The organism is Amycolatopsis sp. NPDC057786 (assembly GCF_042797905.1).
Taxonomy (GTDB): Bacteria; Actinomycetota; Actinomycetes; order Mycobacteriales; family Pseudonocardiaceae; genus Amycolatopsis.
Genome location: NZ_JBHVKW010000161.1, coordinates 1 through 12,316 on the forward strand (window position 1 = coordinate 1; position 12,316 = coordinate 12,316).

At 69.7% G+C, this 12,316-nt stretch carries 11 protein-coding genes; 7 read left to right on the plus strand and 4 right to left on the minus strand.

Annotated features, from left to right (window positions below; translation table 11 throughout):
* Positions 1–323: 323 nt before the first annotated feature.
* Positions 324–734: a hypothetical protein gene (locus ACFVM3_RS40480; protein ID WP_378445084.1), complete on the minus strand. Its 411-nt coding sequence runs from the start codon at positions 732–734 to the stop codon at positions 324–326.
* A complete protein-coding gene (locus ACFVM3_RS40485) occupies positions 727–1,092 on the minus strand; it encodes a hypothetical protein (protein WP_378445085.1) in 366 nt (121 codons plus the stop codon). The genes ACFVM3_RS40480 and ACFVM3_RS40485 overlap by 8 nt, the downstream gene beginning before the upstream one ends.
* Before the next feature lie 427 nt (positions 1,093–1,519).
* On the opposite strand from ACFVM3_RS40485, the gene lanKC reads away from it, so the two are divergent.
* The 4 genes from lanKC (at position 1,520) to ACFVM3_RS40505 (ending at position 7,758) form a co-directional block, all read left to right on the plus strand.
* Entirely contained in the window at positions 1,520–4,063 is a 2,544-nt protein-coding gene (gene lanKC, locus ACFVM3_RS40490) for a class III lanthionine synthetase LanKC (RefSeq protein ID WP_378445086.1), read from the plus strand.
* A gap of 39 nt (positions 4,064–4,102) precedes the next feature.
* Positions 4,103–4,246, plus strand: a complete 144-nt coding sequence (locus ACFVM3_RS40495; protein ID WP_091598068.1) for a SapB/AmfS family lanthipeptide — start codon at positions 4,103–4,105, stop codon at positions 4,244–4,246.
* Positions 4,247–4,357: 111 nt separating this feature from the next.
* Entirely contained in the window at positions 4,358–6,025 is a 1,668-nt protein-coding gene (locus tag ACFVM3_RS40500; protein ID WP_378445087.1) for an ABC transporter ATP-binding protein, read from the plus strand.
* On the plus strand, positions 6,022–7,758 hold the full coding sequence (locus tag ACFVM3_RS40505) for an ATP-binding cassette domain-containing protein (RefSeq protein ID WP_378445088.1): 1,737 nt from the start codon (positions 6,022–6,024) through the stop codon (positions 7,756–7,758). The genes ACFVM3_RS40500 and ACFVM3_RS40505 overlap by 4 nt, the downstream gene beginning before the upstream one ends.
* Here the strand turns inward: ACFVM3_RS40505 and ACFVM3_RS40510 are convergent.
* Both ACFVM3_RS40510 and ACFVM3_RS40515 read right to left on the minus strand, forming a co-directional pair.
* Positions 7,714–8,133 (minus strand): thioesterase family protein, encoded by a 420-nt coding sequence (locus ACFVM3_RS40510; RefSeq protein WP_081975695.1) that lies wholly within the window; start codon positions 8,131–8,133, stop codon positions 7,714–7,716. The genes ACFVM3_RS40505 and ACFVM3_RS40510 overlap by 45 nt on opposite strands.
* Positions 8,127–9,359, minus strand: a complete 1,233-nt coding sequence (locus ACFVM3_RS40515; protein ID WP_378445089.1) for a hydroxyacid-oxoacid transhydrogenase — start codon at positions 9,357–9,359, stop codon at positions 8,127–8,129. Before ACFVM3_RS40515 ends, ACFVM3_RS40510 begins: the two co-directional genes overlap by 7 nt.
* 171 nt (positions 9,360–9,530) lie before the next feature.
* On the opposite strand from ACFVM3_RS40515, the gene ACFVM3_RS40520 reads away from it, so the two are divergent.
* The 3 genes from ACFVM3_RS40520 (at position 9,531) to ACFVM3_RS40530 (ending at position 12,072) form a co-directional block, all read left to right on the plus strand.
* Complete coding sequence (locus ACFVM3_RS40520; protein ID WP_378445090.1) at positions 9,531–11,192, plus strand: thiamine pyrophosphate-binding protein; 1,662 nt, start codon at positions 9,531–9,533, stop codon at positions 11,190–11,192.
* Between the two features lie 257 nt (positions 11,193–11,449).
* Positions 11,450–11,620 (plus strand): hypothetical protein, encoded by a 171-nt coding sequence (locus ACFVM3_RS40525; RefSeq protein WP_167373513.1) that lies wholly within the window; start codon positions 11,450–11,452, stop codon positions 11,618–11,620.
* Between the two features lie 248 nt (positions 11,621–11,868).
* Positions 11,869–12,072, plus strand: coding sequence for a cold-shock protein (locus ACFVM3_RS40530; protein WP_005163378.1), 204 nt, complete (start codon positions 11,869–11,871; stop codon positions 12,070–12,072).
* Positions 12,073–12,316 lie beyond the last annotated feature (244 nt).

The window sequence follows — 12,316 nt, forward strand, 5'->3', positions numbered from 1 at the left end:
GGCAACCAACGACGACGTATCCCAGCCACCACAACACCTCCACATCAGATGCTGCGACGACCACTAGAACCCAAGCGGTTCTAACCGTCCTTACCGCTCACGAGACTTGACCGGCGATGTTACGTGACTGACCGGACGGCACGCGTGATCCGGCGGACGACACGCGTGACTGGATGGACGACACGACCGCGCGGCCGGGGTTCCGCCGCGAGCCGTCCGTCCGATCACGCGTGTCGTCCGTTCAGTCACGCGAAACCGCCGCCCGCGCACCGGCGGCAGGTGCCGATAACGGCCTTACCGCTAACGATCCCAAAGCCCGTCCGTCAGGGCTTCGTTCGCCGCAACCAGTACAGCCCGATCACCGGCAGCACCAGCGGGATGAAGAGGTAACCCTGGCCGTAAACCGACCACACGGTGGCGTGCGGGAAGGCCTCGCGGTCGAAGAGGCTGAACGTGCCGACGGTCAGCACGCCGAGCAGTTCGACGGCGCAGGCGACGAGCGCGACCCGCCACCAGCCCGCGCCGCGGCGGGCGAGTGCGACGGTTGCCAGGAGATACACGACGGCCGCGAACGCGGAGAGGGCGTAGGCCAGCGGGGCTTCGTGGAACTTGGTGCTGATCTGCACGGCCGCGCGTGAGGTCGCCGCCAGCGCGAAGATCGCGTACACGGCGACCAGGATCCGTCCAGGGCCGGAGGTCTTGTCCACCGTCTTCTCCTCGGTTTCTTCACGCACTGGCGCCCGCCCACACTTCGTGCAGCCGGAGCACCATCACCGGGATCGCGAGGCAGGCGATGCCGAGGATCACCGTGCTCGATCGGGTGCGCTCGGCCAGCGCCCAGAAGGTCCCGAGCGGGAGCACGACCAGGCAGCCGATCAGGTAGGCGAGATAGGTGGCCATGCTGCCGGGGCTGCCGCCGCCGATCAGCAGCACGACACCGATCACGAGCTGGGCCACCAGCAGGAGTTCGACCACGGCGAGGCCGCCGAGCAGTGCGTTGTCGGGCAGTTTCCCGCGTCCGGCCTGAACGAAACTCCACGCCGCGACCAGCGTCGCGCAGATCGCGACGGTCACCGCGAACCCTGTGATCACGTCGGCCTCCTTACCTGCTCCACCGGCGACAACGTACCTCCGGGCGGATCATCGCCGACGGCCGACCGGTGAGGTGCGTGGCGGGCGCCACGGCGGGGCCGCAGTGGTCCAGACCTCGGGTGAATAGATCACGAAGCGCGTTCGGTTGGCGCACCGCCAATTCGGCCACGCGTTATTGTGCCGGCCACCTGGACCAGGGATTACCTCGCCGGTTCGTTCCTGTTACACACCGACCGGGTGGTTGAAATACGAGTTGATCTCACGCTGGGTACCCCTACCATTCGGTAGATTTCGAATTCACGACCCTGAACAGCCCATCCGAACCCCCGGTATGGCGGATTGGCCGTTCGGTGTCCGGCGGGTGGAATATTCTCCATCGCGATGGTGCACATGGCCCATCCGATTGGTGCCAAGGAGGGGGCGCTCGATGGACGTCCGGTACGAAGCGTATTGCTTCGCCGATCCGCTGTTCTTCGATGAGCAGCGGGAAAACGGGGACGCCGCCGACGATTTCGCCTCCCTGCTGCCCGCTCCCGAGGCCGGCTGGCGCACGGGAGTGCGTGGAGTGTGGCGGCTGTTGCACCCTGTTGCTCGAAACCTTCCCTTGCAGGGCTGGAAAATCCACGTTTCGGCAGGTTTGGGCAACGCTGAGCGGGTGCTCGTGAAGGTGCACGAGCATTGTGTCGAGCACGACGTGTCGTACAAGCATCTCCGCTCGCGGAGCACCCTGCTCGCGAGAAATTCGAAATACGCTCCGCGTGATGGAAGCGGTAAGTTACTGACTCTTTATCCGGCTGACAACAACGAGCTGGAGCGTGTTCTCGCCGAGTTGTCGGCGAAGCTCGACGGCGAACCAGGGGCATACATTCTCAGTGATCTCCGGTACGGTGCCGGGCCGCTCTACGTCCGCTACGGCGGATTCGCCGAGCAATGGGTCGAACTCGACGGCAAGCGGGTCCTCGCGATGCGCAAACCGGACGGGACCCTGGTCCCGGACAAACGCGAGCCGACCTTCTCCGTACCCGACTGGGTGACGATTCCGGAGTTTCTCGCGCCTCATCTCGCAGCTCGGAAGAGCGGCAGTGCGGATCAATTCCCCTATCAGGTGAAAAGCTCGCTGCACTTCTCCAACGGCGGCGGCGTGTACCTCGCCGACCGGAAGACCGACGGCGAACGGGTGGTCCTCAAGGAGGCACGGCCGTTCGCCGGCCTGGACCGCGACGAGGTCGACGCCGTCGAACGCCTCCGCCGCGAGCACGAGGTGCTGGAACGGTTGAAGGGGATCGACGGCATTCCCGCCACCTACGACCGCTTCACCGTCTGGGAGCACCACTTCCTGGCGATGGAGTACATGCCCGGTGTCTCGCTGGGCAGCTGGCTCGCCCGCAATTACCCGCTCACCAGGCGCGACACCACCGAGGCGGACATCGCCGCGTACACCGAACGCGCGCTGGCGCTGGTCCGGCGGGTCGAGGCGATGGTCGGTGAGGTGCACGGCCGCGGGATCGTCTTCGGTGACCTGCACTCGCTGAACATCCTGGTCGACGGGGACGAGGACACGGTCTCGCTGATCGACTTCGAGATGGCGGCCGACGTCGAAAGCGGCACGAGGCCCGCCCTCGGCGCGCCCGGCTTCCGCGCCCCGCGGGACCGGGCCGGCTTCGAGGTCGACGAGTACGCGCTCGCCGCCCTGAAGCTGTGGATCTTCCTGCCGCTCACGACGCTTCTCGAGCTCGCCCCGGCGAAGCTGCGCGGGCTCGCGGACTTCGTCCAGCAGCGCTTCGACGTCCCGGAGGGCTACGCCGACTCGATCGTCGCCGAGCTCGCACCCCGGAACGGCCCGTCGCCGACGAGCGCGACCGAGCTGGACCAGGACAAGCCCGACTGGGCGCTGGTGCGCAAGCAGATCACCGAGGCGATCCTCGCCAGCGCGACCCCGGAGCGCACCGACCGGCTCTTCCCCGGCGACATCGAACAGTTCCGTGTCGGCGGAGCGTGCTTCGGCTACGGCGCGGCCGGCGTCCTCTACGCGCTGAAAACAGTCTGCGGTGAGCGCCACCGGGAACACGAGCGCTGGCTGCTGGACTCGATCCGCCGTGAACCGCCGGGACGTCCGGGGTTCTACGACGGCTCGTACGGGATCGCGTACGTCCTCGAAGAACTCGGATACCGGGACGAGGCCACCAAGTTGCTGTCGGCGTCGGCGACGCTGGTCGAGCAGACCACCGACCACGGTATGGAAGGCGGTCTGTCCGGCATCGGGCTCACCCAGCTGCACTTCGCGGTGTCCCGCAAGGACAACGAGTTCGGCAGGCAGGCGCTCGCCACCGCCGTCCGGCTCGCCGAAGCGCTCGAAACCGCCGAGCCGCCCGGCGACTTCGGCAGGGCCGGGCTGCTCAACGGCTGGTCCGGTCCGGCGCTGCTGTTCGTGCGGCTGTTCGAGCGCACCCGCGAAGAAGGCTGGCTGTCCTTCGCCGACCAGGCGCTGGAGCGGGACATCGAGGAATGCGTCGAGTCCGACGACGGCTCGCTGCAGGTCCGCGACGGGGAGACCCGGACGCTGCCCTACGCGGGTGTCGGCAGCGCCGGGATCCTCATGGCCGCCGAAGAACTGGCGAAGTACCGCCCCGGCGCGAACGCGTTGAAGAGCCTTCCCGGCCTGCGTGAAGCGTGCCGCGGCGAGTTCGTCATCCATCCCGGGCTGCTGTTCGGCCGTGGCGGGCTGATGACCGCGCTGGCCATGGACGCCGAACCGGACCAGCGGGTCCGCGACGCCATCGAGCTGCATCTTTCCCGGCTGGCCTGGTACGCGGTGCCGTACAAGGGCGGCCTGGCGTTCCCCGGCAACCAGCTGCTGCGGCTGTCGATGGACGTCGTCACCGGCGGCGCGGGCGTCCTGCTCGCACTGGCCGCCACCCTGGACGGGAAGGCCGCGCTGCCTTTCCTGTCCTCCCGAACTGCTGTCCAGTGAGGGCGGCGGACCAAGAGATAACTAGTGAAAGGGAACACCATGGAACTGGTTCTCGACCTGCAGGCTCTGGAAACCCCCGAGGTCCTCGAAGGCGGCGGCGGTGGCAGCCACGGCGGCGCGAGCAACCTCAGCCTGCTGGCCTCCTGCGCCAACAGCACCGTCAGCCTGCTGACCTGCCACTGAGTCACGGCTGAGCACTGAGGGCGCGGGAGCGGCACAGGCCAAGTGCGCCGCTCCCGCGCCTTTATTTTGCCGCCTGGTTCGTCTCGTTGGGATCACGTTGTAAGGAGTGGGATGGCGGGTTCCGCCGATCGCCTGTTGGTCACCGTGACCCTGCTCGATCGCCCCCGCCTGATCGCGCTGATCCTCAGCGCGCTCGCCGGGACGGCGGCGGGGCTGCTGCTGCCCGGCGCGCTCGCCGCCGCGGTGGACGCCGTGGTGGCCGGGCGGCCCAGCCTTCCCGAGGTCTCCTGGCTGATCGTCCTCGGTGTCACCGAAATCGCCGTCGGCCTGATCGGCGGCATCCTCACCGCGCGGATGACCGCGGCCGCGACCGCTTGGCTGCGCCGGAAACTCGCCGACCATCATCTCGCGCTCGGCACCCGATCGACCTTCGCCGACGGCGACGCGATCAGCAGGCTCACCGGTGACTGCACCGGGGCGGGAATGGTCGCCTCGGTCGTCGTCCAGCTCGGGTCGACCACCCTGATCTCCGGCGGGGCCGTCGTCCTGCTCGCGCTGATGGACTGGCGGCTCGCGCTCGTCTTCCTCGGCAGCATCCCGTTCGGCCTGATGCTCGCGCGCACCCATCTGAGGAACACCGCGGACGACGTCCTGACCTATCAAGAGGTGTCCGGCGAACTGGCGGCGAGGATGGTCGACGCCGTCGCCGGCCTCCGCACGATCGCCGCGTCGGGTACCGCCGATCGCGAGGCCGAACGCGTCCTGCGGCCGCTGCCGAAACTGAGTCTCGCCGGCCGCGGGATGTGGCGGACGCAGGCCAGGATGGTGTGGCGTTCCGGTCTGCTGCTGCCCGCGGTCGAACTCGCGGTGCTCGCCGCCGCCGGTTTCGGTGTGCTGGACGGCAGGCTGACCGTCGGCCAGGTCCTCGCGGCGCTCGGCTACGTGGCGCTCGGCATGGGGCTGATCACCCAGATTCCGTTGCTCACCACACTTTCCCGCGCGCGGTCGTGCGCGCGGCGGATCAACGAGGTGCTGGACTCACCGGTCCCCGAACCAGGCGACCTCGGTGTCGTCCCCGGCCGGGGCGAGCTCGAACTGCGCGGCGTCACCGTCGAAGGCGCGCTGCGGGACGTCGACCTGCTCGTACCGGGCGGCCGGTTCACCGCGGTCGTCGGGCGATCCGGTGCGGGGAAGTCCGCGCTGGTCAACGTCCTCGGCGGCCTGCTGACCCCGGACCGAGGCACGGCGCTGCTCGACGGCCGCCCGCTGGAACGGCTGCGGGCGAACGAATTCCGCGCGGTCGTCGGGTTCGCCTTCGAGCGGCCCGCACTGCTCGGCGCGACCATCGGCGACGCCGTCGGCTACGGCTCGTGGGCGGGCGACGCCGCCGTGCGCGCCGCGTGCCGGTCCGCGCAGGTCGACGACCTGATCGTCCGGCTGCCGGACGGCTACCGGACGCCGCTTTCGGAAACCCCGCTGTCCGGCGGGGAGGCGCAGCGGATCGGGCTGGCGCGCGCGATCGCGCACGCGCCGCGGGTGCTCATCCTCGACGACGCCACCGCCAGCCTCGACACGGTCACCGAAGCCGCGGTCGAAGAGGCGATCGAGCGCACGCTCCCCGGCCGGACCAGGGTGGTGGTGACGCATCGCGCGGCCACCGCGTCGCGGGCGGACACGGTGGTGTGGCTGGAAGACGGCCGCGTCCGCGCGGTCGGCACGCATGACGGGCTGTGGCGGGATCCCGCTTATCGGGCTGTTTTCACCGAGGGCGCGCAATGAGCGTCTGGGGGCTTTACCGCTCGGCGCTGGCCGGGCAGTGGCGCGGCGGGCTGGTCCTGCTGGCGTGCTCGGTACTGGAAAGCGCGCCCGCGTTCTTGTCCGGTCGCCTGGTCGAACTCGCGGTTGACGAGGGGTTTGCCGCGGGTCGGCCAGGCACCGGACTGCGTTGGCTCGCGGTCTTCGGCCTGGTCGCCGTGATCGGCGCGTTCGGTTCACGGCTGGTGTGGCATCAGCTCGGCAAGGTCGTCGAGCCGCTGCGCGACGCACTGGTGACGGCCGTCGTGCGCGGGGTCCTGCACGATCCGGCGCCGCCGCGCAACCAGCCGGACGCCAGCGGCGTCGCCCGCATCACCCAGCACGTCGAGGTCGTCCGCGACGCCACGGCCGGGCTTCTGGTGCAGGCGCGCGGGATGATCGTGACGACGGTGGCGGCGCTGGCCGGATTGTTCACCGTCGCCGGTTCGCTCGCGCTGATCGTCGCGATCCCGGTGGTGGTCGCGGTCGCGGTGTTCGCCTGTCTGCTCCCCTCGCTGGCCCGCCGTCAGCGCGCGCTGGCGCTGGCCGACGAGCGGACCGCCGAGGTCGCGGGCGCGTCGCTGTCCGGGATGCGCGACGTCGTCGCCTGCGGCGCCGAACCGCTGGCCGCGCTGGAGCTCTACGACGCCATCGACACGCAGGCCGCGGCGGCCGTGCGGGTGGCGCGGTCCGGGGCGGCCAGGACGGTGGTGATCGCGACCGGGGGGTTCGTACCGCTGCTCCTGGCGTTGCTGGTGGCGCCTGGCATGGTCAGGGACGGGGTGCTCACCGCCGGGGCCGCGTTGGGCGCGCTCGTCTATCTCGCGACGACGATGCAGCCGGCGTTGCGCGGGCTGGCCGCGACCGCGAGCACCGTGGTGCTGCGGCTGATCGTCGCGCTGCGGCGGCTCGCGGAGACCGCGCAGGCCGAACCGGAACCCGACGGCACGGCTGAACCCGACGGGATCGCGATCTACGTGCGCGACCTGACCTTCAGCTGGGGCGCGGCCGCGCAGCCGGTGGTGCGGGGACTCGACCTGCACCTGCGGCCCGGCGAGCGGCTCGCGGTCGTGGGGCCGAGCGGTATCGGCAAATCGACCCTGGCCGGGCTCCTGACCGGCATGCTCGAACCGCAGGGTGGCCGGGTGCTGCTCGGCGGAGCGCCGGTCCGGGAGGTCCCGGCGGCGCTGCGGCACCGGATGATCGCGCTGATCCCGCAGGAGGCCTACGTTTTCGCGGGGTCCGTGCGGGACAACGTCGGCCTGTTCGCGCAGACCGCGATGGACCGCGAACTCTTGGCGGCGGTGGCGGCCGTCGGCGCGGAGCCGCTGGTCACGCGGCTGGGCGGGCTCGACGGCGAGATCGGGCACGGCACGCTGTCCGCCGGCGAGGCGCAGCTGATCGCGCTCGCGCGCGTCTACGCGAGCGACGCGGGTGTCGTCATCCTCGACGAGGCGACGTCGCACCTCGACCCGCCCGCCGAAGCCCGTGCGGAACGGGCGTTCGCCGAGCGGGGCGGGGTGCTGGTGGTGATCGCGCACCGGCTGTCGTCGGCGTTGCGCGCGGACCGGGTCCTGGTGATGGACGGCAAGGAGACCGCCCTCGGCACCCATCTCGAACTCATGGACCGGTCCACGCGCTACGCCCAGCTCATGCACGCGTGGTCGCCGCGGCTACCCCAGCCCAGTGCGCAGTTCTTCCAGCGCGCTCCTGAGTAGACCTTCGACCGGGACCGGGCGCCGGGATTCGCGATCGACGAAGACGTGCACGAAGTGACCTTCGGCGATCACCGTCTCCTTCGAGTACATCCCGACCTCGTAGCGGACGCTGGACCGGCCGAGATGACCCACCCGCAGACCGACCTCGAGTTCACCCGGGAACGACACCGAAGCGTGGTACTTGCACTGCGATTCCACGCACAGCCCGATGACCTCGCCGGTTTCGATGTCGAGGCCGCCGCGTTCGATCAGCCAGGTGTTGATCACGGTGTCCATCACCGAGTAGTGGACGACGTTGTTGACGTGCCCGTAGACGTCGTTGTCCTTCCACCGCAACGGAACCGTCTGCCAGTGCGGGTACTCGGCGTTCACCACAGCGTCACCGACTCGCGCAGGATGACGGCGAGATCGGCTTCGGACGCCTCGCGCGGCGCCGTCGCCAGCAGTCGTTGTTGTTTCACCGTACCGGAAACCAGTGAGTCCACATCGGACTCGGTGTAGCCGACGGCGCCGATCCCGTTGGGGATCCCGATCTCCCGCATGATCTGTCCCAGTACCGCGGGCAGGTGATCCCGCAGGTCGCCCGGCCATTCGTAGTCCGGCGCGAGCAGCCGCGCCACCCGGATGTGCCGGTCCGGCGCGGCGTCGAAGGTGAACCGGAACGCCGCCGGCGCGGTCAGTGAGACCGCCATCCCGTGCGGCACCATCGCTTCGTCGCCCGGATACCCGGACGGATGGAAGTCCCGGACCTGCCCGGCGATCGGATACGCGTTGGCGTGCGGGATGTGCACGCCGGCGTTGCCGAACCCCAGCCCGGCGAACGTCGCCGCGAGCGCCATCGCTTCGCGCGCCTTCATGTCGGAGCCGTCCCGCACGGCCGCGGGCAGCGCCCACGACAGCAACCGCAGCGACTGCTCGGCGAACATGTCGGCCAGCGGATTCGAGCCACAGTAAGGGACCCGGTCCTCCGGCCGCTTCCGGTCGAACTCGGTGTACGGCTTGGCCGTGTAGCTCTCCGCGGCGTGGCAGAGGATGTCCATCCCGCTCGCGGCGGTGACCTCCGGCGGCTGCGAGACCGTCAGCCGAGGGTCGACCACGGCGAGGCTCGGCCGCATCCGGAGGTGGCTGATGCCGCTCTTCACCCGCAGTGACAACACGTCCAGCACGCAGACCGTGGTGCTCTCCGAACCCGTTCCGGTGGTGGTCGGCACCGCGACCAGCGGTTTCAGCGGCGCGCTCGGCGCGCGGCCGCCGCCGACCGGCGCGTTGACGTAGTCCATCAGGTCGCCGTCGTTGCTGGTCAACAGGTTCACCGCCTTGGCGGTGTCGATGGCCGACCCGCCACCCACGGCGACGAAGGCGTCCCACTCGCCCTGCCCGCGGGCGAAGTCGACGGCCTTCCGCATGCTGACGTCGGTCGGCTCGACGTGCACGCCGTCGAAGACGACGGCTTCGATGCCATAGGTTTCGATACCTTCGGCGATCCGTTGCGGCCAGCCCGTCGCGGCGACACCCGCGTCGGTCAGGACGAGCACCCGGCGCGCGCCGTACTGAGTGAGGTCGTAGCCGATCTCGTCGCTCGACCCGGTGCCGTATTTCAAGGCCGGCGCCCCGTAAGTGAAAACAGTTTCACGTCCGGCGGTGGCTGAGGTCACGTTTTCGTGCTCCCTTGCTCGAACACGTTCCGAATTTCGGACATTCCGCCGCTCCGGGGTTGCCGGAATCGGAAGATCGCTTGACGGCACCGATCACCGCCCGCCTAAGCTCTTCTCATTAGATACCAACCGGGAGCGTCCGTCGCCCAGACGGCCGTGAGGATCCTGACCGAGGCGCAGATCCACCGCGTGTACGCGGTGGTGGGTGAGTCCTTCCTGGATCTGCTCGACGCGCTGCAACGCGAGCGTTCGATCACCTTCGTCTCGGCGAGGCACGACTCCGGCGCGGCCTTCATGGCCGAGGCCGAAGGCAAGCTGACCGAGCACCCGGCGGTGCTCCTGGCCGGCCGCGGCCCGAGCGCGGCGAACCTCGCGATCGGCGTCTCCACGGCGTACCAGGACGAGAGCCCGATGGTCGTCCTCCTGGAGAACCCGCCGCAGGATCCCGGCCCGACGAGCGAGCTGCCCACCGCCGACCTGACCGCGATGTTCGAGCCGATCTCCAAGTGGACCGGCCGCGCGGAATCGCCGGACGAGGTTCCCAGCCTGCTGGTCGAGGCGCTGACCCGCTGCCGGGAAGGGCGGCCGGGGCCCACCGTCGTCGCCGTCCCCGCGGACTTCTGGGGGGTCCCGTTCGATTCGGCCAAACCGGTCGCCGCCGTGCGCCCGCCGGCCACCGGCGCGCTCGGCCGGACCGCGGAGGCGGTCGCGCAGCTGGTCGACGAGGCCCGCTACCCGGTGGTGATCGTCGGCGGCCGGGCCCGGGCGGCGCGGGACGAGCTGATCGCGGTCGCCGACGAGCTCGCGCTGCCGGTGTACAACGCGTTCCGCCGTCAGGACGCCTTCCCCGAGAACCACGCGCGCTACGCCGGCCACCTCGGCATCGGCATCCCCGCGCGGCAGCTCGACGCGCTGGAGCGCGCGGATCTCGTGCTCGCGCTGGGCACGCAGCTCGACGAGGTCACCACCCAGTCCTTCCGCTACCCGACGCCGTCGCAGACGCTGGTGCTGGTCGGCACGGGGATCGAGCCCGCCCGCCGCGGCGGGCTGACCTTCCGGGTCGACTCCGAGGTCGAGCCCTTCCTGCGCGAACTGCGCAATGTCGCCTCACCGCGGCAGCGGCGCGCGTCGGCCGCGAACGCCGCCGTGCACACCTTCATGACGCCGCCCGACACCAGCGGCGCCACCCGCGTCCACCCCGCCGACGTGATCCGGGCGGTGCGCAAACTCGCGCCCGAGGACGCGATCGTGACCAGCGACGCGGGCAACTTCGCCCAGTTCATGCACCGCTACTGGTGTTTCACCGCGCCGCGCAGCCAGCTCGGGCCGAGCAACGCGGCCATGGGCTACGCCGTCCCCGCGGCGGTCGCGGCGAAACTCGCCGAACCACGCCGGACGGTGATCGCGATGGCGGGAGACGGCGGCGCGCTCATGACCGGGCAGGAGATCGAGACCGCCGTCCGCTACCGCGTTCCGGTGACCGTCCTGGTGTTCCAGAACGGCGTGCACGGACCGCTCGCCGTGCACCAGGCGCGCAAGCACGGACGGCTTTCGGGGGTCACCGTCCCCGTCACCGACTTCGCGTCGTGGGCACGCGGGCTCGGCGCCGCCGGGTACACCGTGGACGACCGTGAGGAGCTGGAGCCGATCATCGCGAGCGCGCTGGTGCGGCAGCGGCCGTGCGTGATCGACATCAGGACGGATCCGGACGTGGTGACCCCGGACATCCGGCTGACGACCCTGCTGGGCGCCGCGAGGTCGCAGCAGGGAGGCCAGTAGGGGCCGCCGCGCCGACTACCGGGCGGTACTTTTTCTCAGGGGATACACAGAAACCCTTGTGGCGCCGCCTTCACCTGCTCCAAAGGGTGGGAAACCGGTGACGACTCGGCCGACTTTCGGTCGCGGAGACCGGATTTTGTCGGTCGGCCGTGGCACAATCGCGGCAACACCGAGGGGTCCGATATGGACCGGGACGATCACCGGTGAAGTTGTTGGCACGCAGTACTTAGAGCGTTGTGTTGACACTGGGAGAAAACATGGCTGACGAAACGAAGCCACAGGACAAGTCCGTTTCCGGCGTGGTGCCGGTGCAGTTCAGCGCGGACGCCGAGACCCACGACATCGCCGTCGTGGCCACGAACCGGGAGGCGTTGCGCCGTTCACCGTTCGGCGCCGAGGTACCCCTGCGCGCCGCCAGCGGCGAATAGCCCGGGCGGTGGAGCCTCCGCCGGGAGAGGTACAGTGCGACCGGGCACACCCGGGTGTTGACGCTTGTCGGCCTGCGTGAGGTGTGCTTTACTGATTCAGGTCTCGTTTTTTGTGTTCGTGTTGGTTCACGCTCGCAGAACTCAGCGGGCGTAGTGTCTCCTCGTGTTTCCGGGGAAGCAAACCGTCTGGTCATGACCCGGGCTGCCGACGTGGCTTCCTGTTTGTTTGTGTTGCATATGGAGATTTTATGACTCAGGGCACTGTGAAGTGGTTCAACTCCGAGAAGGGGTTCGGCTTCATCACTCCCGACAACGGCGGCGGCGACGTCTTCGTGCACTACAGCGAGATCAAGGGCAACGGCTTCCGTACCCTCGAGGAGAACGCCCGCGTGGAGTTCGAGATCGGGCAGGGCGCGAAGGGTCCGCAGGCCACCTCGGTCACCGTGATCTGATCCAGGTTTTCCAAGCAGGGCCGTCTTCCCTCGGGGAGGCGGCCCTGCTGCTTTTCCGGGCTCGTGACGGTTCCAGCCAAGGGTGTCTTGGGCACCTACTGGCTCCCGGCCGCTGTTGATCTCGGGTCCTGGGTTCTGGCCGGGGGTGGGGGGGTGCGCAGGGTGGGAAAACTGGGGTGTGACAATGTGGGTTTGGGGCGAGCGGGGCCGCGCGGGGGGGGGGGCCCCCCCCCACCCCAACCCC

What these genes read in the sequence shown, in the direction of transcription:
- ACFVM3_RS40495 (WP_091598068.1), top strand. Translation starts at nt 4,103, where the DNA reads ATGGAACTGGTTCTCGACCTGCAGGCTCTGGAAACCCCCGAGGTCCTC.
- ACFVM3_RS40505 (WP_378445088.1), top strand. Translation starts at nt 6,022, where the DNA reads ATGAGCGTCTGGGGGCTTTACCGCTCGGCGCTGGCCGGGCAGTGGCGC.
- lanKC (WP_378445086.1), top strand. Translation starts at nt 1,520, where the DNA reads ATGGACGTCCGGTACGAAGCGTATTGCTTCGCCGATCCGCTGTTCTTC.
- ACFVM3_RS40500 (WP_378445087.1), top strand. Translation starts at nt 4,358, where the DNA reads ATGGCGGGTTCCGCCGATCGCCTGTTGGTCACCGTGACCCTGCTCGAT.
- ACFVM3_RS40525 (WP_167373513.1), top strand. Translation starts at nt 11,450, where the DNA reads ATGGCTGACGAAACGAAGCCACAGGACAAGTCCGTTTCCGGCGTGGTG.
- ACFVM3_RS40530 (WP_005163378.1), top strand. Translation starts at nt 11,869, where the DNA reads ATGACTCAGGGCACTGTGAAGTGGTTCAACTCCGAGAAGGGGTTCGGC.